Below are 24,507 nucleotides of genomic sequence, written 5' to 3'. Positions count from 1 at the left end.
TTAAGCTCTGTTACCTTAGTTAACAGCTGTCTCCATCGAGAGCAAACTATGTCTTACACCTGCCCTTTGTGCCACCAATCACTGATCCAATCTGAACGCACTTTTCGTTGTGAGAATAACCACGCATTCGATCTTGCTAAAGAAGGCTACATCAACCTGATGCCTGTTCAGCATAAGCGCTCGAAAGATCCAGGTGATAACAAAGAAATGATGCAGGCTCGTCGCCGATTTTTGGAACAAGATTACTATCAGCCCCTAAAGCAACGCGTTGCTGAAACCTGCGCAGAATATCTAGCCCAAACACCACATCGTTTGCTAGACATCGGCTGTGGCGAAGGCTATTACACTACAGAAGTGGCCGAATTATTAACTCAGCAATGTTCAGCAGCGCAAACTTATGGTCTAGATATTTCAAAGGTCGCGATTCGCTACGCCGCTAAGCGTTACCAGAACTGTAACTTCAGCGTTGCTTCAAGCCACCGTTTGCCGTTTGCCGACCACAGCCTCGATGCCGTGCTACGCATTTACGCTCCGTGCAATGCACAGGAATTAGCAAGAGTAACAACACCTGACGGCATAGTGGTCACTGTGACACCAGGGAACCGCCATTTATATCAACTAAGAGAGCAAATTTATTCCGATGTCCGGCTACATAGCGAAGAACCTGAGGTCATTGAAGGCTTTGTGCTCGCTCATCAAGAGAAGCTTAGCTATATGATGGAGCTGGATAACGGCTTCGGTTTCGATCTACTGCAAATGACACCTTTTGCTTGGAAAGCTAGTGACAGCCTAAGAAAGCAACTGCAGTCACCTGCTATATTCAAGTGTGAGGCTGACTTCGTATTAAGAGTTTACAAAAAGAATGCTTAATCATATTTAATAATGATTCTCATTTCTATTGATTAACGTATGTGCCTCCATTAAGATCCCTGAGTTATTTTTGGAGGCATTCGATGCGCAAATTACTTTTCTCACTCGCTGCAGTATCAGCCCTGGCTGGTTGCTCTTCTTTATCTCATCAACCAGTTACCTCGTTTTACGACTATCAATTAGCCACACCTCAAGGTAAAGCCCTGAGTGTCGCTCAATTGGATCACACCTTGCTTGAAGCAGACGTTATTCTTGTTGGCGAGTGGCACACTCATGCAGGCATTCACCGTTTTCAGACAGACCTATTACAATCGTTCATTCAATCAGGCCATCCTGTCACGTTGTCGATGGAACAGTTTTCACGCGAAAGTCAGTCGCTGGTCGACCAATACCTAGCCGGAGACATTGGTGAACAGCCGTTGATCAGCCAAGGAAAAGCTTGGCCAAATTACGAAAGCGATTACAGGCCACTCGTTGAACTCGCAAAGGCCAATGATGTAGACATCATCGCCGCTAATGCACCTAAGCCCATCGTTCGGTGTATAGGCAGGCAAGGGCTAGATTATGTAGAGAAGTTGGATGAAAACGAACGTGTATTGCTAGCACAATCTATTGATACTTCAGCCTCGCCTTACAAAGAAAAGTTCATGGCGTCTATGCACCATGGCAAACCAGAGCAAACTGAAAAGCAATTTGCCGCGCAGGTGACATGGGATGAAACGATGGCGGAAAGTATTGTTCAATACATAGCACAGCACCCTGACAAACAAGTCATCCATGTTGCTGGGAAGTTTCACACCGAAGGTGGTTTAGGGACCAAGCGTTCCATTTTGCAACGTAACCCTGACTTAAAGGTCGTTGTCGTCACACCGGTGGGAGAAGTTGTTTCGGACTCAACAGATTATCAGCTTCACGTTATTGAACCGCCTACTCGGTTTATTCAGCAAGAAAACCGTATGAAAGCATACAAAAAGCTCTCTAAGCGAAACGACGACCTCCTCTGCAAATAGCCGACACATATCTAATTTCCCTCAATATCTCACCAAGCAAGAAGTGAAGTAAATAATATAGGCTCACTTCTTGCTTGATGTCTCCCCATAGATTTCGTAAATATTCCTCACAAGTTTTTTACGCCACTGCCGATATAGTATCTGAGGGCGAGTAAGGAGAACGTTATGACACCAATTGGGATGGAGCCAGTAAAGCAGCCCCAACAGGTCAAGCCTCAGGCAAACACACCAACAGTAGAGCAAAGTGCAGCACCGCTGAAGGTAGAACAAAATAAAGTGACTCTTTCCGACGAAGGGAAAGCGTTGCTTGCCGCATTGCAAGATATCGAGAAAGAATCTAAAGCAGCAGAAAAAGAGTCAAAGACGGTTGGCGATAAGGTCGAATCGTTTGCTCATGGTGCGCTAGGGATTGATCACCCAGATAAAGTCGAAGAAGTGGATGATGATTCGTACTCAGCGGGGCAATATCTTTCCGCTGCGGCAACCATTGGTGGCATTCTTTTAGCTGTACTTTAGGATTTTAATTAAAAAAATCTTCTATCTTGTCGACAATGATCTGCGTTTGTTGGTCGTTGTTCCCCACTCCATAATCAAAGCTCATTTGATTGTGGAAAACTAACGCGTGAAAAACTCCTTTTCGCTTATTGATAAGCCCACCTTTTTTGGCGCCATTGCGCTGTTACTTTCTATTGTTATCCCTTTGATAGTGTTCCCTGAACAAGGCGCAGAGTGGATCGCGATTGCCAAAACCTTCATGACCGATAAGCTCGGCTTCTTGTACCTTGCGCTTGGACTGAGTGCATTCGTTTTCATGATTTATGTCGTGTTCAGTGATATGGGGCAAATCAAGCTCGGCACCGCTGATGAAAAACCTGAATTTGGCACCGCCTCATGGGCAGCCATGCTTTTCTGTGGTGGCATTGGCGCAAGCATACTCTATTGGGGATGCATTGAGTGGGCATACTATTATCAATCACCACCATTCCAACTAGAACCTGGTAGTGAAGAAGCCGTTCGATGGGCGGCAACTTATGGTCTGTTTCACTGGGGGCCAATCGCTTGGGCTATTTATTTGATACCTGCTCTACTTATTGCTTACTTCTTTTACGTTCGCAAACAACCGGTTCTAAAGGTGTCCAGTGCGTTAATGCCAGTACTGGGAGAAGAGCGTACCAAAGGCACTGCTGGTAAAGTGGTTGATGTGCTATTTATCTTTGGTTTACTCGGGGGAGCTGCAACAACACTCGGCCTTGCCGCTCCTTTGATAGGCGAAGGTTTAAGCTTCTTATTTGGTATCCCTCAAACGACACTTAGCCAGATTGCCGTGCTTTTGGTTTGTACCGCCATATTTGCGTACTCCTCATACGCCGGAATGGAAAAAGGCATCAAAGTGCTCAGCAACATCAACTTTTGGGGCGCAATGGGACTTCTCGCGTTTGTGCTCGCGGTTGGGCCTACCATATTTATGCTTGAAACAGGCCTCGACTCCATCGGGCGTATGCTGTCCAATTTCTTTGTGATGGCAACATGGGCAGAACCATTCGGTGGATACGGCACATTCGATAATACCCATTTCCCGCAAGACTGGACCATTTTCTACTGGGCGTGGTGGCTGGTATTCGCGCCAAGTATGGGCTTGTTCGTCGCTCGAATTTCCCGCGGGCGTACAATTAAGCAAATGGTCTCTGGGTCGATATTCTTTGGCTCATTGGGCTGCTTTCTGTTTTTCATGATCCTCGGAAATTATGGTTTATCGCTGCAGCTCTCCGGTGAACTCGATGTGGTTGGCATCCTCAATACCGAGGGAGCGACGACAGCCATTTTCTCTATGCTCGAACAGTTGCCAATGAGCACTGTCGTCATCGCAACGTTCACCTTATTGTGCATTATTTTCACCGCGACGACCTTTGATTCCATCTCCTACATTTTGGCTTCAGTGGTTCAAAACAATGTTACTGAAGAACCAATGCGCTGGAACCGCATGTTCTGGGCTTTCACCCTATCATTTTTACCTACGGTGTTAATGTTCATGGGGGGACTAAGCACACTACAGACAGCCGCTATTGTAGGTGGATTACCGCTACTAGGTATCTCAATCATGTTGATGATTTCAGCTGTCAAAGCAACATCTTTGGACCTCAAACATCAAGAAGACTATGTTGAACCAACGATTAACATTGAAGACTTACCGGACATGGACCCTTGGTCGTCTGAAGGTATGGCACTCGCAAGATTTGAACGTAGCCGTGATGCCGCGCAAGAAGCCGCGGAACTAGAGCGTGCGGCGTTAGCTGAAGTCATCAAAATGAAAAAGCGCATCCGTCAGTTCGCCTTGGAGCATGATGGTGACGAAGACTTTGCCGATCATCATCTCCCACAGGGAATGCAGGAAGAGCTACAAACGCTGCTTGATGCGGCAGCGAAGGCGCGAGATAGCAAGTTAGAGTTGTCAGAACAAGCTCAAGCCGCAAGAGCAGAGTTCAATCAGATTGTTTCGAATAACGCTGCAACGGCGTAATTCAGACAAGGAGTTTAGCTGTCACCACCTTTCTCCTAAACTAAGACAAAGGCTCACCAATGGTGAGCCTTTTTTTATGCGGTTAGTCGTGGTTATCGACTAGGGTGATTAATGATGTGGTCTTCCCAGTCAACAACATCAATTTCGTATACAACTTTATTACGAACGCTTTCCCCAGCTGCATGCATGGCTGCTTTAGAGCCAGTAATCAACGGGTGCCACTCTGGCAAAGGCTCGTTATTGGCTAATAAGCGATATGCGCAAGTTTCAGGCAGCCAGTTGAACTCACTGATTTTGTCTCGCGTCAGCTTTAAGCATTCTTCACCAGATTCAAATCGATTTGGATAATCTTTGCATGAGCAAGTTTTGCTATTGAGCCAGCTGCAAGCAACGTTGGTGTAGTACACCTCATCGCTATCTTCATCCATCAGTTTATGCAGACAGCACTTACCGCACCCATCACAAAGAGATTCCCACTCTTGTTCGGTCATTTGCTCTAGAGGTTTAGATTGCCAAAATGGAAGGCTCATAGCAGTTTTCTTTATCGATGGAATTGGATGCGTTTTATACCGTTCAGCTCTGCAAATTTCAAGCGCAAAGTTTGAGCTGCTTCACATAGCCTTTTCTGATACCATGCGCGCCTTTGTCTTAGTTGAGAGATGTTAAAATGGATTGTCGTTTAGGTTGTGGTGCCTGCTGTATTGCGCCAAGCATATCTTCATCTATCCCAGGCATGCCAAATGGTAAGCCAGCAGGAACACGGTGTGTTCAGCTCAATGACGACAACTTGTGCAAATTGTTTGGTCAGCCTGAACGCCCTAAGGTCTGCGGACAATTTCAGCCATGCCCTGATGTTTGCGGCTCAACCGACCAACAAGCATTAGCGAACATTACCGAATTAGAAAGCATCACGATCCAATAGTTTTTCGTAAAACCAAGTCATAACTACTGGTTAACATCATCATTCCAACTAGTCATTAGCCGACAAACTGCACACTGTTCATAATGCATCCACTTTCTCCCAACACAGTGGAAACAATCATGAAAAAAGCACTATTAGCGTTAACAATCGCATCTCTAACTGCTCCTGCAGCAATGGCAACTGAATTCTTTATTGGTGGTGGTTTGGGCTACCACTCTGCAACACTTAAAATCAATGATGATGAATTTAATGCCAAAGAGACCGCTTCTGGCGCTGCATTCAGTATCCGTGGTGGTGCTTATATCGCCGAAAACCACCGTGTTACAGCTACGATTAACTTCTCGGGTGACCATGAGCTATTCAAAGAGGCAGGTAACTTTGCTACGGGGACACTAGAATTAGCTCAAACAGAATATTTAGTGTCTTACGACTACATTCATGCTGTTGGTTCTAACTTATCTATTTTTGGCGGTGCTACCGCAGGTATGGTTAAAAACGAATTGTCCGGTAATGTCAGTTCTTTTGGTGAGACGCTATTCGACGAAAGTCGCAGTGAAACCGACTTTCTTTACGGTTTGCAAGCAGGTGTTCAGTATAAGTTGACCGACTCTATATCTGCTGACCTACAGTACCGTTATATGTTTGAATCATATTCAGAGTCATTCGATACCGGCTTCAACACTAAGGTATCTGTACCAAACAGCAGCGAGTTCACTATCTCTCTAGATTACCGTTTCTAATCACGTTAATCGCATAATAACTGTCCTGGCGCACTTTGTATTAGGGAGAATACTTAGTGTGCCTTTTTTGTTTTTCAGCCATCAGAATTATCTGTCTTTACTTCTTCAATTCTTACGCACCGCTTGTAAAAAGCGTCTCATATACAAGACAACGCCTACTCAAAAGCCGAATATCGGTTCAAATGCTAATCTAGCTACACTGCGCTGACATTTCTCTACTATCTTCTGCACAAATTCACCCCGTAATTAGATAGGAAATTTCATGAATCGTTATTTAGCAGAAACCTTTGGTACTTTCTGGCTGGTACTTGGCGGCTGTGGTAGTGCCGTTTTGGCTGCGGGCTTCCCAGACGTGGGGATTGGTTTATTAGGTGTCTCTTTCGCATTTGGTTTGACTGTACTGACAATGGCCTATGCAATTGGCCATATTTCTGGCTGTCATTTAAACCCAGCAGTGACTATTGGTTTGTGGGTCGGCGGACGTTTTGAAGCGAAAGACGTTGTACCTTACATTGTTGCACAAGTACTCGGCGGCCTAATTGCTGGTGGAGTACTTTACCTTATCGCGACAGGTCAGCCTGGATTTGATGTCGCAGCATCGGGCTTTGCCTCTAACGGATATGGTGAACACTCTCCTGGTAAATACTCCATGACATCCGCGCTTATTACCGAAGTCGTCATGACAATGATGTTCTTACTGATCATTATGGGAGCAACCGATAACCGAGCACCGCAAGGCTTTGCACCTATTGCTATTGGATTGGGATTAACTTTGATTCACCTAATTAGTATCCCAGTAACGAACACATCGGTAAACCCAGCTAGAAGTACAGGGGTTGCACTGTATGTGGGTGACTGGGCCACATCGCAACTGTGGTTGTTTTGGGTAGCGCCAATTATTGGGGCCGTTATAGGGGCATTAGCCTATAAAGCGATCGCCGGAAGTAGCCAAGATTAAAAATAAAAAGCCCAGCTTACTGCTGGGCTTCATTCAGACCGTTACTTTTTCTGTTTGGCTTCAAACGCAGCAAGTTGCTCTGGTGTCGCTGGCAACTGGTGGTTGGATTTCCACTCGTCGTAAGTCATGCCGTAGACACGCTCTCTTGCGTCATCGATATCTAACTCTAACCCTTGTTGCTGCGCCTCGGCGTTATACCATTTGCTAAAGCAGTTACGGCAAAAGCCAGCCAGAATCATTAAATCAATATTCTGCACATCTTTGTTGTTATCTAAATGCGCTAATAGCCTACGAAATACTGCAGCGTCTAACTTATCTTGTTCTTCTTGCGACAGGTTTTTGTATTTGAATTCAGCCACTTTACTTTCCTTCTGAGTGAGCGATTATTGTTATCGCTTCAATATACCGTAACACTTGCTTAGCTCAAACTGCATTATCTAATGCTTTAAGAAACAAAAAAGCCCTAAGCAACGGCTTAGGGCTTTCAAATTCGACTAAATTGAAGGCAGGGTACTAGCCTTGAATACCTACGATTAACCATGGTGCATTAGGCACAGTCAGGTCGCGCTCTAGGTGCCAAACATCTTCAATGTCTTCTTCCACACCTTCTGCTGAGTCGCGGTAACGACCACTGAACTGTAGGCTAAGCTGAGCTTTTTCGGCGTCGTAATCCGCACGTACAATTTCAGCATCCACGTACATAACATCAGTATGTTGCTCACCTTCTAGCTTCGCACGCTCGGCTTTTAGGTCTTCAAACAAACTTGGTGATACGTACTCTTCAATCGTTTCAAGCTGATTGTGGTTCCAAGCACCTTGTAGAATACGGTAGTGCTCACGAGAGCCGTTCACAAATGCTGCCTGATCAAAACCCGGTGGGTAGTTGTGAGGAACATCAGTTTGTGAACCAAAGCCAAAACCACCATTTCCGCCAGTTGTACCTTGAGGCTGTTGCTCAAAGTTATGTACATTTGGCTGTTCGAATTTTTGGTTATTTCCACCAAAAGCTGGTTGTTGCTGATGCTGGTTCATACTGCCTTGCTTAGCACCTAACATACCGCGCATGAACTTGAAGATCAGGAACGCGATCAAGCCCATGATAAGAATATCCATGAATTGGATACCTTCGAATGCGCCGCCGAAGAAGGCCGCTAATAGGCCACCAGCGAGCAGACCTCCTAATAGACCACCCATTAGCCCTTTCTTAGAGCTTTGAGCTTTACCAGCTTGTTCCTTGCCGATTGAATTTGTGTTTTGCTTTTGCTGCTTTGGCGCAGGCGCAGTTTTAAAGCTTTTGCCAAAAGACTTACCACCACCAAATTTTTTCGCTTCCGCAATAGGGGTTATAGCTACTGAAACCATTAACAGCGCTACAAGAGAAAAAATACGTTTCATGCTCTTCCTTAGGGTTATATTTAAGAGACAGGTTAATAGTAACGACTAACTATTACTATTAAAATATCTAAACCACTAATCTATGTATCAGAATATTGCAAAATAGTGGCAATCACATTGACGCTGTGACAGTGCGTCTTTAAAATATTGAACGTTGTTCATTTTAGAAAACTAACCATGGCCCGTAGAAACGATCACACTCGTGAAGAGCTTGTTGCTCTAACCCTAAATACCGTAAAAGAGTTCCTAAGCGAACATTCCCATCATGAGTTAAGCTTACGCAAAGTAGCGAATCTGATCGGCTATGTACCAAGCACGTTAGTCAACGTCTTTGGTAATTATAACCTACTTCTCCTCCACGCCGTGGCACAAACACTGGACGAATTGGCAACTGAGGCCCGTACCGTTGTTGAACAATGTAGCGACCCTCAATCTGCACTGTACGAACTAGCCTACTGCTACCACGACTTTGCTCAGAAATACCCGCACCGTTGGCAGCTGATTTTCGAACATAATATGAATGGTGAAACCTTGCCTGAGTGGCAGGCTGAGCGCATCGATAACATGACAGGCATGCTGGAAGGGTTACTTAAGGTACAAGCTCCTCAACGAACTGATTCCGAAGTTCTCCAAGCTAGCCGAGTATTGTGGTCTGGCGTTCACGGCATTACTTTATTGAGTGTCGACGACAAATTTTTCTCCGCAGAGCCTATTGATGGCAAAGAGCTTATCGAAAACCTTCTTTCTAATTACCTTGCCAACTGGTAAGCATAAGGACATGCAATGGCATCCGACAACCAATCTTCGCTGTTGAGGCAAAGGCGCTTTCTCCCCTATTTTATTACCCAGTTTTTTGGCGCCTTTAACGACAACATTTTTAAAAACGTACTGTTGCTGTTTGTCGCCTTTGCTGGGGCGGGTGTTTTACCTATCTCTAGTAACTTATTCATTAACTTAGCAGCCGGCCTTTTCATTCTACCTTTTTTCCTTTTCTCGGCGTCAGCAGGTGTTCTCGCCGACAAATACGAAAAGTCTTGGTTTATCCGTAAGGTGAAGTTGGCCGAAGTTGGCATTATGTGTTTAGGCGCTATCGGTTTCATTACCGAAAGCTATGGCATTTTGTTATTGCTGCTGTTTTTAATGGGAACACAATCGGCATTCTTTGGCCCGGTTAAATACGCCCTACTCCCACAGCAATTGAAGTCAGATGAACTGGTACCTGGCAACACTCTCGTCGAGACCGGTACTTTCCTCGCCATTCTTATCGGCACCTTAGTCGCGGGTGTGATTGCTTCTGCCGAAAACGCTAAATATATTGCGGCAATCAGTGTGGTAGCATTTGCATTGTTTGGTTACCTTTCTAGCCGCTCCATTCCAGTTGCACCAGCCAGCGCGCCAGAACTTAAGTTCCGCTGGCAGCCAATAAAGCAGACCAAAAACACCATTGCGATTGCCAAATCAGACCGCGTGATTTTCCAAGCCATTATGGCTATCAGCTGGTTTTGGTTTTTAGGCGCAGCTTACCTGACTCAATTCCCGAACTTCACCAAGATCTACTTAAACGGTAGTGAAAGTGCCGTATCGTTTTTACTGGCGCTCTTTTCTATTGGTATCGCGATTGGCTCGTTAGCTTGTGACAAGTTATCAGGGCATCGTATTGAGGTAGGCATCGTCCCTCTCGGCAGCTTCGGGATCACTGTTTTTGGTTGGTTGATGGCCACATCGGTACCAGACAACATTCCTGCGTTGGAAACTTTTGGTGAATTCATTCAACAAAGGGAACTGTGGCCACTGTTTGCTTACTTGCTCATGCTCGGCGTATCTGGCGGTATCTTTATTGTCCCTTTATATGCTTTGATGCAAAGCCGAGCCAAAGTCAAAGAACGAGCGCAAGTGGTTGCTGCACTTAATATTTATAACTCACTATTTATGGTGGGAAGCGCGGTGCTGGGTATTGTTTGCCTATCGGTGTTAGAACTGACTATCCCGCAATTGTTCGTACTACTCGCTGTAGGTAACTTTTTAATCGCGGTATACCTGTTTCTCCAAGTTCCTATATTCGTGGTTCGTTTCTTGGTGTGGATTCTTACCCATACCATGTATCGAGTCACCCACAAGAACTTACACCACCTGCCGAAAACCGGCGGTGCATTGATAGTATGTAATCATGTCAGCTATATGGACGCACTGCTGCTTAGCGCCGTATGCCCACGCTTGATTCGATTTGTGATGGAAGAAGACTATGCCAACCTTCCACCTTTACGCCGCTTCTTAAAACGCGCTGGTGTGATTCCTATCTCTGCAACCAATCGACGTTCAATTCGCAATGCGTTTGGTGAGGTGGAAAAGGCTCTAAATGAAGGTCATATAGTCTGTATTTTCCCAGAAGGTCAGCTCACTTCTGACGGTGAAATTAACGATTTCATGCGTGGTATGGACATCATCATCAAACGCAGTCCTGTCCCTGTGATTCCGGTGGCATTAAAAGGACTATGGGGCAGCTACTTTAGCCGTTATAAAGGCAGTGCTTGTAAAGGACTTCCTTCTCGGTTCTGGTCTAAGCTCGAGATTGAAGCAGGAGAGCCAGTTCCATCAGAGCAAGCGACGACCGCAATCATGCGTGACAAAGTCAAGGAGTTGCGTGGCAACTGGAAATAAGTGAACGCCTGTTCAGGTATCCTGAACAGGCGTTCAAAACATTAAGACTTATTGACCATATTAAATTATGTAATATGGCGTTCTCTTTGAATACAAATAAAAACTATGACCTCTTTTAAGAAGCAGCTGCCATTTTGGATGGCTGCAATAGCTTGTTTAACCCCTTTTGTTACCTCCCCTACGGCCTTGGTCATAGGCTTTTTACTGGCTAGTTTTGGACTGGTGCCTCAAGAGTTTGCACTGTCCAAAGTCACTAAAAAGCTGCTCGCGTATTCCATTGTGGGCCTTGGTTTTGGCATTCAATTTCAACAAGCACTCGCAGTGACAAGCAATGGTATTGGTTTAATCATTGCCACCATCGTCGGCACGCTTATCATTGGCTGGTTTGCGGCAAAAGCCATCGGACTAAACAAACAAACCGGCTATTTGATTTCTTCTGGTACCGCAATTTGTGGTGGCAGCGCTATTGCTGCGGTAGCTCCGGCTATTAATGCCGACGACGAACAAATCGGATTGGCGTTAGCCACAGTATTCGTGCTTAACTCGGTCGCACTGTTCGTTTTCCCCGTCATCGGTCATGCTCTTGAACTGGATCAGCACACTTTCGGGACTTGGGCCGCGATTGCAATCCATGATACTTCCTCCGTGGTAGGCGCGGCTTCAGCTTATGGTGAGGAAGCACTAACTACCGCGACGACACTGAAACTAGCACGCGCATTGTGGATCATACCAATCGCACTGGTGAGTGCTGTTATCTTCCGTAGTCAGTCGAAGAAACTTACTATCCCTTATTTCATTTTGTTTTACTGTATTGCGATTGGTGTTAGTGATTTATTGCCACAATTTGAAATGATCTATCAAGGCATTTTTTCTGTTGCTAAAAAAGCACTGGTGATTTGCTTATTCTTAATCGGATGTGGGATTTCGGTAGAGAAACTCAAAGCTGCAGGGCCTAAGCCTCTGTTATTTGGAGTGAGTATGTGGGTGCTTATATCAACGACATCGCTAGCGTGGTTAACGTTAAGCTGAAACATAGATTAAGCAGTAGATGCTTTTACAGCTCTTCTGCTTCAATTTTTGCGGCGACTTTTTTACTGCTACGGATACTAAACACAATTGCCAGTACCAGTAAAAATGCTGAAAGCTCAGCCAACGCCCGCGTCAGCCCTTCTGTTTGTACCGCAACAACAATTTGAAGGAGCACCGCAGCGGCCAATAGTATCTTCATGAACCAGCCTTTATTCATATTCCTTTGGATTACAGACTTTATTATGAACTGGAGTTATATAGATACTAAATTCAGTTTTGGACTATTTAATTGCTAAATTAAATATACCTTCAAGAACACCGCTTCAACTAATCTAACTGTCCTTCCACCCAGTTGATAAAAGTTCGAATTTTAGGCCGGTTCTCTGTACCTAATGGGCAGAGTAAGTCATACCCCTTATCCGTACTCATGCTCGGGTACGGGGTAACAAGTTCTCCAGACTCAATCATATCTTTCACAAACTGATAGCGCCCCATCGCAACCCCTAAATGATGCTGTGCGCTTAAAAAACCCATTTCCCGGTGACTCACACAGTAGAACTGCTCAAAATAGTCCACATCTAGCTTCATGTACTTCATCCAGCGTTGCCATACGTCTGAACCTAATGCATGAATGAAATTAATCCGTTTAAGTGATTCTAGGCCATCTTCATATAACCTATGCTGCTTGGCGTATTGAGGTGTACATACAGGAATGTATTTGTCGCCAAACAAGCGCTGACGATAGACATCGGTAAACCCTTCTGAGTCATAGTAAATGGCCACTTCAATATTGTTCTCATGAAAGCTTTGCTGTTCTTCATGACCGAACACATTGAGGTTGAATTTAGGATACTTTGCTTTGAAATCATGCAGCCTAGGTAACAGCCAGCCATTGGCGAAACCCGTTGAGGTGGCGATGTTGATCTCACCGACCATGTCTGTGGTATTAATGTCGTCGATTTCGGAAAAGATGTTGTGCAGTGACTTGGATAACGTCCCGTGAAAACGGTGTCCTTCTTCTGTGAGCTCAAGCTTGCGTGTTCCTCTCACAAACAGGTTAAAACCCAACTCACTTTCCAAGACTTTAATACGATGGCTCACCGCTCCCTGAGTAAGATGAAGCTCTTTACCTGCAAGCGTAAAACTCAGGGTTTTCGCCGCAACATGGAAAGTATGTAAGTTTCTCAACAACAGTTGTTGGTTCGCCATAAGACACCCTATGAATTAAAATTTTTAATCCATAGTACTACCCGATTCGTTTGTTTGCATCGATAAATAAGCTTCTAATATACCCAGTAACATAAAGTGTTAACTGGCTCAATTAATGACTTACGTTGAGCTATGTATTAAAAAAATTAATTAGGGGTATACATGAACATACTTGGCTACATGCAGAAAGTAGGTAAAGCGCTGATGGTACCAGTCGCAACATTACCTGCGGCTGCCATTCTTATGGGTATAGGTTACTGGCTCGATCCTGTTGGTTGGGGCTCAGAAAACATTCTTGCGGCATTTTTGATTAAATCTGGCGGCGCAATTATCGACAACATGGCTGTGTTGTTTGCAGTAGGTGTTGCATTTGGTTTGAGCCGAGATAAGAACGGTTCAGCAGCCTTATCTGGTTTTGTTATGTTCCTGGTAGTTACCACCCTACTTGCACCGGGCTCAGTTGCTCAGTTGATTGGTGTTGATGCGAGCGAAGTACCACCAGCATTCGGTAAGATCAGTAACCAATTCATCGGTATCATTATTGGTATTATTTCTGCTGAGATCTACAACCGTTACTCTACAGTTGAACTGCCACAAGCACTGGCTTTCTTCAGTGGCAAACGTCTTGTACCAATCCTAACGTCTGTTGCTGGTATGGCACTGTCTTTCGTATTGCTTTACGTATGGCCTGCAGTCTACGATGCGCTTATCCAGTTCGGTATCAAGCTTGAAAGCATGGGCGCTGTCGGTGCTGGCCTATTCGGCTTCTTTAACCGTCTATTCCTATCTGTTGGTATGCACCACGCACTGTACCCAGTTTTCTGGTTCGATGTTGTTGGCATTAACGATATCCCTAACTTCCTTGGCGGCGCACAATCTATCGCCAACGGTACAGGTATCCCGGGCAAAACTGGTATGTATCAAGCAGGATTCTTCCCTATCATGATGTTCGGCCTACCAGCAGCTGCTCTGGCTATGTACCACTGTTCTGACGCTAAAAACAAGAACCAAGTGTTCGCAATCATGCTAGCTGCTGCAATGGCTTCATTCTTCACCGGTATCACAGAACCGCTAGAGTTCAGCTTCATGTTCTTAGCTCCGCTTCTGTACCTATTGCATGCAATCCTAACAGGTATCTCTCTATACATTGCAGCGAGCATGGAATGGATGGCAGGCTTTGGTTTCTCTGCAGGTTTTGTAGACTTCGTCTTGTCTAGCCAAAACCCACTGGCGACACAGTGGTACATGCTGATTGTTCAAGGCCTAGTATTTGGCGTGATTTACTACACGGTATTCCGCTTCGTAATCATCAAATTCAACCTACGCACTCCAGGCCGTGGTGAAGACTTAGAAGCTGAAAAAGAAACAGCATCTCCAGAGGGTCTAAGCGAACTAGCAAACAACTACATTGAAGCAGTCGGCGGTGCAGATAACATCCTGGAAGTGGACAACTGTATTACTCGACTACGTCTAACAGTAAAAGATTCAGGTGTTGCAGATAGCGACAAATTGAAACAGCTTGGCGCAGCAGGTGTTGCAGATAGCGACAAATTGAAACAGCTTGGCGCAGCAGGTGTTGTTCCGGTTGGCAAAGGTGGTCTACAAGTCATCATCGGCCTAGGAAAAGTCGACAAAGTTGCCGAGCAAATGAAAAAAGCGCTAGCTAGCTAATCAAATATAAAAGTTTGTGGTGACTCACCTTCACCACGCCCCCTGAAGTGCAGAAACGCTTAGTCACCGATTCTGCACTTCTTTTTATTTCAAAACTGCAGATCAACAGGCTTTAAATAACGTGTTGGTATTAAGCCACTGCTTTAGCGAGTGTCGTGAGATTTTTATCCCACTTCCAACGGCCTCAGGTGGTATAGGATAAAACTGAACAGGCCACTTAAACTTTTCTAATTTACTGCTTAGATGTGCTTCCATCTCACTAACTGTGAGATCGACAGAGCTTTGAATAAAAGCAACAGAACGCTGACCAAACTCGGCATCTTGCACAGGAATCACCACTGATTGGCTTACCAGAGGAAACTGATTTAACGCCGCTTCAACTTCTTCACAATGGACATTTTCACCACCCGAAATGAACTGGTTGTCGGCTCGACCGATAATTCTAAGCTCACTCCCCAGCCACTCACCGAGATCTTTGCTGTCGAACCACCCTTCGTTGTCAACAATTGGTAGAAGCTCACCACGTACATAGTATCCGCTGGCAAGAGTTTCACCGCCAATGAATATCCGCTGTTGTTCTAACTTGAGCTTGCGATTATTTAATAACGCCCCAGCTGTAGATGTGCCATCTACTTTTTTCGCCGTGACTGTAGACGCAGCCTCTGTCATGCCATAGCCCAGCCAAGTTTCAATTCCCATGCTTTGGGCTTGCTGACTAAGCGTTAAGGGAATATGGCTTCCCCCTAGCAGTACATGTGTGAGAGTAAGTGGTTGACCGTTATCAAGTAGCCTTTTGAGTTGGGTCGCGACCAAAGACGCATGAGACACATCTTGGATATCTTGACTCAAGCTTCCATTACCTACTTTCAGACACCCTCCAGCCTGCAACCACCGATAGATAATGGCAAGACCCGACACATGGTATAACGGCAGGCTCAGTAACCAAGTATCTGTATGCCTGAAGTGAAACTGCTCCAATAGCCCGCGAGCAGAGGCAAGGTGTTGAGCTGACGTATGTATTACCGCTTTAGGTGATCCGGTTGATCCCGAAGTAAAGATAATGGATGCCGCGTTGCGCTCGTTATAGTGTGATACTTCTAATTCTGATGTACTTGGTTCAAATTTCGACTCTTCTGAAGCCTTTTCACACCATCGATACGCAACCATAACGCATGATTGCTTAATAGCATCAATCGATTGATCATCAAAGCCAGCCGACGGCGACAACCATACATAACGTTTAGCTGACTCAGGATACAAAGTCGTAAGCTTGCTAAATAAGGATTCCAGTGGCTGAGGCATAGTAATCGCACAAATTGCGCCAACCTCAAGACACGCGAGGTACAGAACGACCGTTTCCACGTGGTTTTTGCCGACTAAAGTCACAACATTACCGCTTTTAACACCGTGAGCTTTAAGTTGGTGAACTGCAGCATTAATCAACTCGCTGAGCTGCATCCAATGGTATGACTGGCCGTTATACAAGAGCGCAGACGACAATGGGCTCTGTTGAGCCCATTTTTTCCATAACGCATGTTGCTGAGTTACTGACATACCCTTCATTCAGATTGCCATTCTAGAGTTTGTTCGCTGAGAGCCTGAATTGGTAAATCACTTCCCGGCCATCCATTTTCTAATTGAGCTTTGAAAAGGCCAATCGTATCGAGGCCAGGTACTTCGTCAGGCAATTGCCACTTAGCCAAGCGAGCAAGTTGGTTTAAGCCTAAGCTCGATTCAATGCTCGAACTGATGACAGCTTTGATACCCAAACTTTGCGCTTTTTCAATCAATCCGATACAGCGAGAGACTGAACCAATCAAGGTTGGCTTAATGATGATCGCTTTTCCACCTATTAGGTCTTCCAATTTAAAGTCGTCACGCCTGATTGCGTGTTGTAGGCTTTCATCCCACGCAATCGCAATACCCGAATCAATCGCAAACGACAAACTATCGTTTGGTTGCTGACACGGTTCTTCTAGAAAAGTAATGCGCTGACGTAATGACGGAGAAATGTACTTGGCAAATTGCTGCGCTTTTTCAGGAGTCCATGCTCGGTTTGCATCAAGACGTAACGTAAGATCAGGTATCGACTCCAAAAACAAACTCACCAGCATTCCATCACGAATTGGCTCATACAAACCAACCTTCACCTTAGCGACTTTTTGTCCAGGCATGTCATTGAGAACTGGGATCAATTCGTCCGGGTCTCCCGTGCACAACGGGGCTGCTTGGTAGTTACCGCCTACTGGCAGTGCACCAGTAAGTTCGAGTTCAGCCATTGATAAACCAAACGCTACCGAAGGATAAAGTTCGTTATAATCTAGAGACTCCCCTTGCAACCAAAGAGCCAATTGTTGCTGAGTTTGTGATAAAGCCTCTTCAACAGACTCCACACTAAACCCCGGAAGCGGTGCAATTTCACCATAAACGCTTTTATTTCCTTCGGTAAGTTCGACGACCAATCCATGTCGCTCGGTTAATTTGTTCTCTCGAAGGATGACACCACTGTCCATTGGCAAACAGTAGCGGTATAACTTAGCCTTTCTCATTCCATCATTTCCCAAATTTTATTAGCACGACTCAGATAAAGGCAGCTCCTATCTGCCTTTATCTTTGATTAGACAGCCAAGAAAGCAGAAGTTCTTGGCTAATTTTGTGCTTTATGGGTTACGAGGGAATTTATCGAAATCAGGGCGACGTTTTTCGTTAAACGCATTTCGGCCTTCTTGGCCTTCATCGGTCATGTAGAACATCATTGTCGCATTACCAGCCAGTTCCTGTAAGCCAGCTTGACCGTCACAGTCAGCGTTTAGAGCTGCCTTCAAACAACGAAGAGCCATTGGGCTATGCTGCAGTGTTTCACGACACCAACGAACCGTTTCCTTCTCCAGCTCTTCAAGTGGAACCACGGTATTAACCAGCCCCATATCCAGTGCTTCTTGCGCATTGTAGAATCGGCATAAGAACCAAATCTCGCGGGCTTTTTTCTGGCCTACGATACGAGCCATATATGAAGCGCCCCAGCCACCATCGAACGAGCCCACTTTTGGTCCAGTTTGACCAAATTGTGCGTTGTCTGCCGCAATGGTTAAGTCACACATCATATGCAGTACATGACCGCCACCCACAGCCCAGCCTGCTACCGAAGCGATCACTGGTTTAGGGCAAGTGCGAATTTGACGCTGGAAGTCCAGAACATTCAGGTGGTGAGTACCTGAATCATCTTGATAGCCACCGTAATCACCACGAATACTTTGATCGCCACCAGAACAAAACGCTTTCTCACCTAGCCCGGTCAAGATTATCGCGCCGACTTTCTCATCGTAACGAGCGTCAGCCAAAGCGTTGATCATTTCCTTTACGGTTTGAGGACGAAACGCATTGTGTACCTGAGGACGACAAATCGTAATCTTGGCGATGCCATCTTCTGATTTGTGATAGGAGATATCTTGATACTCGCCGCTACAGTCTTTCCAATCCACTGGAGCGTATAGTTCTTCTTCGGTGATGCCTACTGTTTTTGCCATGGTGATTCCCATTGTTCTCGTTAAGCCTGCCAGAGCCTTGTGACTCTAGCGATGGGTAGAATTTTCTTTCTGCGCAAATAACTGAATTTGTTCAAGCGTGGCTTGCGCAAAAGCCAAAGGCTGCTCTTGATGAACGTTATGACCAGCCTGTTTAATTTGAGTAAATGACAGAGAACTCTCTACTGCCATTTGACTAAACTTGCGATCATACTCTCCACAAATGTAATGCAATGGTACGCCGCATAGTTTCAATCTATCTAGTAAGTAATCTTGCTTTGCCAATGATGTGGCTTCAAGCATGTCTGCCACTGATGGACCTAGATTAGCACTTCGTTTTGATATTAAAGCTTGTCTTTGCTCATCTTTTAGCGAAGAAAACACGGGTTGTTGGTACCAATCGGCCAATACTTGTGCGATTGGTTCATATCGAAATCGCTTAGCCCAAGCTTCATCGTTGGCAAGGCGCGCACTCTTATCTAATTCACATTCGAGGCCGAAGTTGCCTCCCTCTATCAATGCTCCCTTTATGTTCAGCCCACTAAACAAACTATTAGCTAAGCCTTGCATAATAATGCGTGCGCCAAGTGAATAGCCTATCAGTATCAGAGGAGATTCGGGATCGAGTTGGGCTAATAATGTGCTAGTAATCATCTTGCAACAATGATCACTATTGAGACATGAGATTCCGGCACTGTTTCCATGACCAGGCAGGTCGATAGAAATGAAAGGAAACTGAGTTAAATGCACACTGCAAGCTTGCCAATCTAAACCAGTACCCAGCAAGCCATGAATAAAAACCAATGTTGGTTCCTGTTCATTACTGCTGTGGCGTTGTTTTTGACTATAGAGCATGTACGCGATTCATGAACTGCTTCAGTTGTGTAGAAGCTTGATTGGCCGGCGTCTGCACTTCCACAATGAGAGCACCTTGCCCTGTAGTAAGGTGCTCTGATACCACGGTATTGAAGTTTTCCTGCGACGCAACATTTTGGTACTTCAATCCAAACTGCTTCGCAGCGTATTGAAAGTCATAGCCATGGGGCATTTGATACAAAGTCTCACGCTGCTGCTCTGGTACTGGTAGCAAGTCAAAAATGGCCCCACCATCATTATTCGTTACCGCTACAACAATCGGAATTTGACAATGAGTGAGCAGTGCCAAAGAGTTAAGATCATAAAGCAACGAAGTATCACCAATAAACAAGATCAGTGGGCGAGTTTGCGCTCGGTATACCCCTGCAGCCGTAGCCACTATTCCATCGATGCCCGATGCGCCGCGGTTAGTGTAAATGGCGGACTCATCAATACGACCAAACATATCAACAAGTCGAACAAACAGGCTGTTACCTAAAAATACATCGGCATACTGGGTGTGTTGTTCAATTAGGCAAGCCAACGCAAGTTCCGATAACGAGTCACTTTGCGCTGAAAATTGGCTAAGCAGCATGTCAACTTGTTGGCTGTAAGCTTTTAATTCATCGGCCCAACCTGCATGCTTGCTAAGTTTGGTTGGCGATAAATGTGCTTCCACCCACTCTGCAATATCAGTCACTATATGTTGCTGACTTAAGTGGTTTTGGTTGTCACGTTGGTCAGAATCTGAAATGTAGACATAAGTACATTGCCGACTCACTACATGATTTTTCAGCCATTGATTTAAGCGCTTCGATACAAACCGAGCCCCGAACTGAACCACACAATCACACTCTATTAATTGGCTCTGCAATCTCACATTTTGTAGCCACACATCGTAATGTGACCAATCACTGGTAACTCCAGATTGCACATCGCACAAAACAGGCCACCCTAACTGCTGTGCAAAGCGCGTGGCTTGCTGGGCTTGCTCTAACGGCAAACTGCCAATGAGTACAATCCCTTTTTGGCCATAGAAGTCGATAGAATTCTCGGGAGCGATGGTCTTAGACTGAATACGAGTAGCGTAGATTGTTTGCGACTCTTTCCATGCTTTCACTGTATTCAGATAACCTTCGGCGCAGCTTTTATCTTGCTTGGTGTATAGCGGTTCTGGGTAAGGGCAGTTGATATGGACCGCGCCGCCACTTGTCTCCTGTTGAAATAGCGTGTTATCTACACTAGAAAGTAGCCAGCCCAAACTGATGTTCATGGTAGGACTTGACAGATTCAAACTGTCGGTCACATGAGAAGAAAAGATACCCAGCTGGTTGATGGCTTGATTTGCACCGCAACCAACAAGCTCTGCTGGACGATCAGCGGTTAACACCACCAGCTTTTCGCCGGTCAGTTTCGATTCAGCAATAGCGGGAAGTAAATTTGCTACCGCCGTCCCCGAGGTAACGATAATCGCAACCGGTTTTTGGCTAGCTTTTGCTAAACCCAACGCGAGAAACCCTAAGCCGCGTTCATCAAAATGGGTGTGAATGTTTAGCTTCGAGTTCGCTTCAGCTTCGAGAGTTAGAGGGGTAGAACGAGAACCCGGTGCAATGCAGACTTCTGTAACACCAAATCGAGTTAACTCTTCCAGTAAAACTTCGCTCCAGACTCGATTCACGATCGCTTGATCTTGAATCATGAGGCAACTCCTAATGGCGGATTGTCTGAAATGAGCGTTAGTAACGTCGACATTTTTTTATCCAGTTCTTGCCACTCATGCTCGGCAATGGATCCCGGTACAATACCTGCGCCAGCAAACAGCTGCACTTGGTCGTTTACAATCAGTGCACTTCGAATCGCAACACAAAACTCCGCTTTTTGTTGACTCACATAACCAACAGAACCCGCATACCAACCTCTGGCAAACGATTCATTTTGGTTAATGAAATCCATTGATTCCTTGCGAGGTAGGCCAGCAACGGCCGCGGTTGGCTGCAGAGCATCGAGCAGTTGGACACCGTTAATACCTTTGTTGAGCTGAGCATGAATGCTTCGCTTCAAATGCTGCACTTTACGCAAACGCACCAAACGGGCTTCTTGTTCAACGTGCACTTCTTGAGAATGAGGCGTTAACCGATCAATGATGTCATCCACCACGTATTGGTTTTCGTTAAGATTCTTGCTGTCTTGAGAGAGCCAATTTGCAAGTTCCATATCTTGGCTAGCATTTCGACCTCGCCCAATGGTTCCCGCCAGTGCTTCTGTATGTAACTCTGAACCTTGGCGCGAATACAGGCGTTCTGGAGTCGAGCCCATAAAGCTATGGCGTTGATCGAGAGACATTAAAAAGTGAAAGCTATGGTGATTTTGCTGATAGCTCGCTTTGAGTAATTGAGCCGCGCACAATGGTTTATCAAGCTGGACCGTTGTTTTGCGTGCGAGCACCACTTTTTTAAATGCATTGGCATCAATACCATCCAGCACTTTATTTACCAAGCGGTGCCACTCCTGCTGTTCAGGAACATGACTCACATGGTTGATATGAGAGCTAATCGGTAGCAATGGAGACACTTCATATTGAAGCTTGTTAAGTGATGCCAGAGTACGATGTTTTTCGTTGCTGAGATTGACTGCTATAGACCAACGATCATCGAAACGAATCAACTCAATTTGAGGGAGGAAGAAAAACGACGACATACAGCGTCGATTCTTTTCAGTACTGCCATCAAAAGAACGACCACCCCATATACGTTGGTCTTCGCCTAGGATCGCATACGCTGGAGCCAATTCGGAAAAAGTATGTAGTTGCCCTAAGGCTACGACTTCTTCACGAGTATCACGAGATTGCCAATAGAATTTGGGAAAGATAGGTTGCGCTTCTAACCAATCGATAAACGCAAAATTTGGTTTTTCTTCAAGAACTTGAACTAGACGTATCGTTTCGTCTTCCGCATCCTTAACGCGTTCAATGAGTTCAGTAACCGCTTGATGAAAATATGACAAATCAACCTCGTAGACATATGAGCTTGGATGATATTAGCAGGCTACTCTATTAATAGACCTTACTCAAATCAAGGATGCATCGATTCTTTTACATAATCCTGTGATAAGAAACGAACAAACCTTATCCATTAGGCTAATATTTAACAGATTTTAATTCTATCAAACAAAGATTTGATGTACTTTAATAAAGTAATTAATCGTTTTTTAGGAATTATACAATGCAAAATATCGGGATATCATCCAAACTCGATAGTGTCTGCTACGACATTAGGGGGCCAGTGCTCAAACATGCTAAGCGCATGGAGGAAGAAGGGCATAAAATTCTTAAATTGAATATCGGAAATCCCGCCCCATTTGGTTTCGACGCCCCGGATGAAATTCTCGTTGATGTAATTCGTAATTTGCCAACGTCTCAAGGTTACTGTGACTCGAAAGGTATCTACTCTGCACGTAAAGCTGTTGTTCAGCACTACCAAAAGAAAGGCATTCATAGCTTAGATGTAGAAGATGTCTACATTGGTAACGGCGCATCAGAGCTCATCGTTATGTCGATGCAAGCTTTACTAAACAATGGCGATGAAATGCTAGTGCCTGCTCCAGACTACCCACTTTGGACAGCATCCGTGGCTTTGTCTGGCGGTAAAGCGGTTCATTACATGTGTGACGAAGAAGCCGATTGGTACCCAGATTTAGACGACATTAAAAGCAAGATCGGCCCTAAAACACGTGGGATTGTCTTGATCAACCCGAACAACCCAACGGGTGCTGTGTATAGCCGTGATTTCCTACTTGAAGTGATTGAAATTGCTCGCCAGCATAAACTAATTATTTTTGCTGACGAAATCTACGATAAAGTTCTTTACGATGGAGCAACCCATACCTCTGTCGCCACATTAACTGAAGACGTCTTGGTTGTTACATTCAACGGTTTGTCAAAAGCTTACCGTGTCTGTGGTTTCCGTGGTGGCTGGATGTTTATGACCGGGCCAAAACACCTAGCGCAAGGCTACATCAATGGACTCGAAATGCTCGCTTCTATGCGCTTGTGCGCCAATGTACCGATGCAACATGCTATCCAAACAGCGTTAGGGGGGTATCAAAGTATCAATGAGCTGATCCTGCCCGGCGGCCGACTATTAGAACAACGTGATAAAGCATGGGAACTGATCAACCAAATACCAGGCGTATCCTGCGTGAAGCCAAAAGGTGCCATGTACTTGTTCCCTAAAATTGATACTAAGATGTACAACATCAAAGACGACCAAAAAATGGTGCTAGACTTCCTCATTCAGGAAAAAGTTCTACTAGTGCAAGGCACTGGTTTTAACTGGCCTAAGCCCGACCACTTCCGTATTGTGACTTTACCGCATATTGAAGATCTAGAAACCGCAATTGGTCGATTCGAACGTTTCCTTTCGACATACAGTCAGTAGTATTTAACACTGATCTTTCATATGCTTAAAGGGTGCTCTATTGAGTGCCCTTTTTTATTTTTACTCATAGCTCGATTGCATAGGGAGTCAGAATGTCAGCCGATACGCATAAGGAAAGCCACTTTTTCGCCCACTTAGCTCGGATGAAGCTTATCCAGCGCTGGCCTCTCATGCGATCTATCTCAACCGAAAACATTTCTGAACATAGCCTACAAGTCGCTTTTGTCGCCCACGCTCTCGCGGTGATTAAAAACAAGAAGTTTGACGGCCAGTTAAATCCAGAACGCATAGCCATTCTTGGCATGTACCACGATACCAGTGAAGTTCTAACGGGTGATATGCCAACGCCGGTTAAGTATTACAATCCAGAAATAGCCAAGGAATACAAAAAAATAGAAGCGGCTGCAGAACAAAAACTGCTTTCCATGTTACCGGAAGAGTTTCGCGATGACTTTGCCCCTTATTTGATCACACAATCAGCCCACCCAGAGGACGCTGCCATCGTAAAGCAAGCTGATACTATCTGCGCATATCTAAAGTGTTTGGAAGAGCTCAGTGCGGGCAACCATGAGTATGCACTGGCTAAAAAGCGCCTAGATATCACCCTGAAAGAGCGCCGAACCCCCGAGATGGATTACTTTCTCAACACTTTTGCTCCAAGCTTTGAGTTATCGCTCGATGAAATAAGCTAAGCCTCTGGTTTTATTAACAA

At 45.2% G+C, this 24,507-nt stretch carries 24 protein-coding genes; 13 read left to right on the top strand and 11 right to left on the bottom strand.

Annotated elements, in window-relative coordinates; translation table 11 throughout:
- The first annotated feature begins 48 nt into the window (after positions 1–48).
- The 4 genes from rlmA to ACXABW_RS04735 all read left to right on the top strand — a co-directional run bounded on the left by rlmA (position 49) and on the right by ACXABW_RS04735 (position 4,398).
- Positions 49–870, top strand: a complete 822-nt coding sequence (gene rlmA, locus ACXABW_RS04750) for a 23S rRNA (guanine(745)-N(1))-methyltransferase (RefSeq protein WP_457524270.1) — start codon at positions 49–51, stop codon at positions 868–870.
- Positions 871–953: 83 nt separating this feature from the next.
- Positions 954–1,880: a ChaN family lipoprotein gene (locus ACXABW_RS04745; RefSeq protein WP_457524269.1), complete on the top strand. Its 927-nt coding sequence runs from the start codon at positions 954–956 to the stop codon at positions 1,878–1,880.
- A gap of 165 nt (positions 1,881–2,045) precedes the next feature.
- Complete coding sequence (locus ACXABW_RS04740) at positions 2,046–2,396, top strand: hypothetical protein (protein WP_457524268.1); 351 nt, start codon at positions 2,046–2,048, stop codon at positions 2,394–2,396.
- Between the two features lie 106 nt (positions 2,397–2,502).
- On the top strand, positions 2,503–4,398 hold the full coding sequence (locus ACXABW_RS04735; protein ID WP_457524267.1) for a BCCT family transporter: 1,896 nt from the start codon (positions 2,503–2,505) through the stop codon (positions 4,396–4,398).
- A 92-nt stretch (positions 4,399–4,490) separates the two neighbouring features.
- On the opposite strand, the gene ACXABW_RS04730 is transcribed toward ACXABW_RS04735, so the two are convergent.
- Positions 4,491–4,928 (bottom strand): YcgN family cysteine cluster protein, encoded by a 438-nt coding sequence (locus ACXABW_RS04730; RefSeq protein ID WP_457524266.1) that lies wholly within the window; start codon positions 4,926–4,928, stop codon positions 4,491–4,493.
- 137 nt (positions 4,929–5,065) lie between these two features.
- On the opposite strand from ACXABW_RS04730, the gene ACXABW_RS04725 reads away from it, so the two are divergent.
- The 3 genes from ACXABW_RS04725 (at position 5,066) to aqpZ (ending at position 7,018) form a co-directional block, all read left to right on the top strand.
- Positions 5,066–5,320 carry a YkgJ family cysteine cluster protein gene (locus ACXABW_RS04725; protein ID WP_457524264.1) on the top strand — a complete coding sequence of 85 codons (255 nt, stop codon included), beginning with the start codon at positions 5,066–5,068 and terminating at the stop codon, positions 5,318–5,320.
- A gap of 119 nt (positions 5,321–5,439) precedes the next feature.
- Entirely contained in the window at positions 5,440–6,060 is a 621-nt protein-coding gene (locus ACXABW_RS04720) for an outer membrane protein (protein ID WP_457524262.1), read from the top strand.
- Between the two features lie 262 nt (positions 6,061–6,322).
- A complete protein-coding gene (gene aqpZ / locus ACXABW_RS04715; RefSeq protein ID WP_457524260.1) occupies positions 6,323–7,018 on the top strand; it encodes an aquaporin Z in 696 nt (231 codons plus the stop codon).
- Positions 7,019–7,059: 41 nt separating this feature from the next.
- Here aqpZ and ACXABW_RS04710 read toward each other — a convergent pair whose 3' ends face one another.
- Both ACXABW_RS04710 and ACXABW_RS04705 read right to left on the bottom strand, forming a co-directional pair.
- Complete coding sequence (locus tag ACXABW_RS04710) at positions 7,060–7,377, bottom strand: DUF1244 domain-containing protein (RefSeq protein WP_457524259.1); 318 nt, start codon at positions 7,375–7,377, stop codon at positions 7,060–7,062.
- A 154-nt stretch (positions 7,378–7,531) separates the two neighbouring features.
- Positions 7,532–8,413, bottom strand: a complete 882-nt coding sequence (locus ACXABW_RS04705) for a Tim44 domain-containing protein (RefSeq protein ID WP_252030086.1) — start codon at positions 8,411–8,413, stop codon at positions 7,532–7,534.
- 177 nt (positions 8,414–8,590) lie between these two features.
- Here ACXABW_RS04705 and ACXABW_RS04700 point away from each other — a divergent pair, with 177 nt between their 5' ends.
- From ACXABW_RS04700 to ACXABW_RS04690, 3 genes are all read left to right on the top strand, one after another.
- Positions 8,591–9,181 (top strand): TetR/AcrR family transcriptional regulator, encoded by a 591-nt coding sequence (locus ACXABW_RS04700; RefSeq protein WP_252030084.1) that lies wholly within the window; start codon positions 8,591–8,593, stop codon positions 9,179–9,181.
- 15 nt (positions 9,182–9,196) lie between these two features.
- The gene (locus ACXABW_RS04695; RefSeq protein ID WP_457524258.1) at positions 9,197–11,071 is read left to right on the top strand and encodes an MFS transporter; all 1,875 of its coding nucleotides are present in this window, start codon (positions 9,197–9,199) and stop codon (positions 11,069–11,071) included.
- 105 nt (positions 11,072–11,176) lie between these two features.
- Positions 11,177–12,100, top strand: a complete 924-nt coding sequence (locus ACXABW_RS04690; protein ID WP_457524256.1) for a YeiH family protein — start codon at positions 11,177–11,179, stop codon at positions 12,098–12,100.
- A gap of 25 nt (positions 12,101–12,125) precedes the next feature.
- On the opposite strand, the gene ACXABW_RS04685 is transcribed toward ACXABW_RS04690, so the two are convergent.
- Positions 12,126–12,299 carry a hypothetical protein gene (locus ACXABW_RS04685; RefSeq protein WP_265688035.1) on the bottom strand — a complete coding sequence of 58 codons (174 nt, stop codon included), beginning with the start codon at positions 12,297–12,299 and terminating at the stop codon, positions 12,126–12,128.
- A 128-nt stretch (positions 12,300–12,427) separates the two neighbouring features.
- Positions 12,428–13,309 carry a LysR family transcriptional regulator gene (locus ACXABW_RS04680; protein ID WP_252030077.1) on the bottom strand — a complete coding sequence of 294 codons (882 nt, stop codon included), beginning with the start codon at positions 13,307–13,309 and terminating at the stop codon, positions 12,428–12,430.
- Positions 13,310–13,471: 162 nt separating this feature from the next.
- On the opposite strand from ACXABW_RS04680, the gene nagE reads away from it, so the two are divergent.
- A complete protein-coding gene (nagE, locus tag ACXABW_RS04675) occupies positions 13,472–14,980 on the top strand; it encodes an N-acetylglucosamine-specific PTS transporter subunit IIBC (protein WP_457524255.1) in 1,509 nt (502 codons plus the stop codon).
- A gap of 102 nt (positions 14,981–15,082) precedes the next feature.
- Here nagE and menE read toward each other — a convergent pair whose 3' ends face one another.
- The 6 genes from menE to ACXABW_RS04645 all read right to left on the bottom strand — a co-directional run bounded on the left by menE (position 15,083) and on the right by ACXABW_RS04645 (position 22,362).
- On the bottom strand, positions 15,083–16,534 hold the full coding sequence (menE, locus tag ACXABW_RS04670) for an o-succinylbenzoate--CoA ligase (RefSeq protein WP_457524253.1): 1,452 nt from the start codon (positions 16,532–16,534) through the stop codon (positions 15,083–15,085).
- A gap of 5 nt (positions 16,535–16,539) precedes the next feature.
- Positions 16,540–17,529, bottom strand: coding sequence for an o-succinylbenzoate synthase (menC, locus tag ACXABW_RS04665; protein ID WP_252030071.1), 990 nt, complete (start codon positions 17,527–17,529; stop codon positions 16,540–16,542).
- A gap of 111 nt (positions 17,530–17,640) precedes the next feature.
- Complete coding sequence (menB, locus tag ACXABW_RS04660) at positions 17,641–18,507, bottom strand: 1,4-dihydroxy-2-naphthoyl-CoA synthase (protein WP_252030070.1); 867 nt, start codon at positions 18,505–18,507, stop codon at positions 17,641–17,643.
- Positions 18,508–18,552: 45 nt separating this feature from the next.
- Positions 18,553–19,359, bottom strand: a complete 807-nt coding sequence (gene menH / locus ACXABW_RS04655) for a 2-succinyl-6-hydroxy-2,4-cyclohexadiene-1-carboxylate synthase (protein ID WP_457524252.1) — start codon at positions 19,357–19,359, stop codon at positions 18,553–18,555.
- On the bottom strand, positions 19,349–21,058 hold the full coding sequence (menD, locus tag ACXABW_RS04650; protein WP_457524250.1) for a 2-succinyl-5-enolpyruvyl-6-hydroxy-3-cyclohexene-1-carboxylic-acid synthase: 1,710 nt from the start codon (positions 21,056–21,058) through the stop codon (positions 19,349–19,351). The genes menH and menD overlap by 11 nt, the downstream gene beginning before the upstream one ends.
- Positions 21,055–22,362 carry an isochorismate synthase gene (locus tag ACXABW_RS04645; protein WP_457524248.1) on the bottom strand — a complete coding sequence of 436 codons (1,308 nt, stop codon included), beginning with the start codon at positions 22,360–22,362 and terminating at the stop codon, positions 21,055–21,057. The genes menD and ACXABW_RS04645 overlap by 4 nt, the downstream gene beginning before the upstream one ends.
- A gap of 218 nt (positions 22,363–22,580) precedes the next feature.
- Between ACXABW_RS04645 and ACXABW_RS04640 the strand changes: the two genes are divergently transcribed.
- A complete protein-coding gene (locus tag ACXABW_RS04640) occupies positions 22,581–23,795 on the top strand; it encodes a pyridoxal phosphate-dependent aminotransferase (RefSeq protein WP_457524247.1) in 1,215 nt (404 codons plus the stop codon).
- A gap of 92 nt (positions 23,796–23,887) precedes the next feature.
- The gene (gene yfbR, locus ACXABW_RS04635; protein WP_252030060.1) at positions 23,888–24,487 is read left to right on the top strand and encodes a 5'-deoxynucleotidase; all 600 of its coding nucleotides are present in this window, start codon (positions 23,888–23,890) and stop codon (positions 24,485–24,487) included.
- Positions 24,488–24,507 lie beyond the last annotated feature (20 nt).

The sequence above is a fragment of the Vibrio paucivorans genome (assembly GCF_054053395.1).
This window is presented reverse-complemented; position numbering and strand designations above follow the sequence as displayed.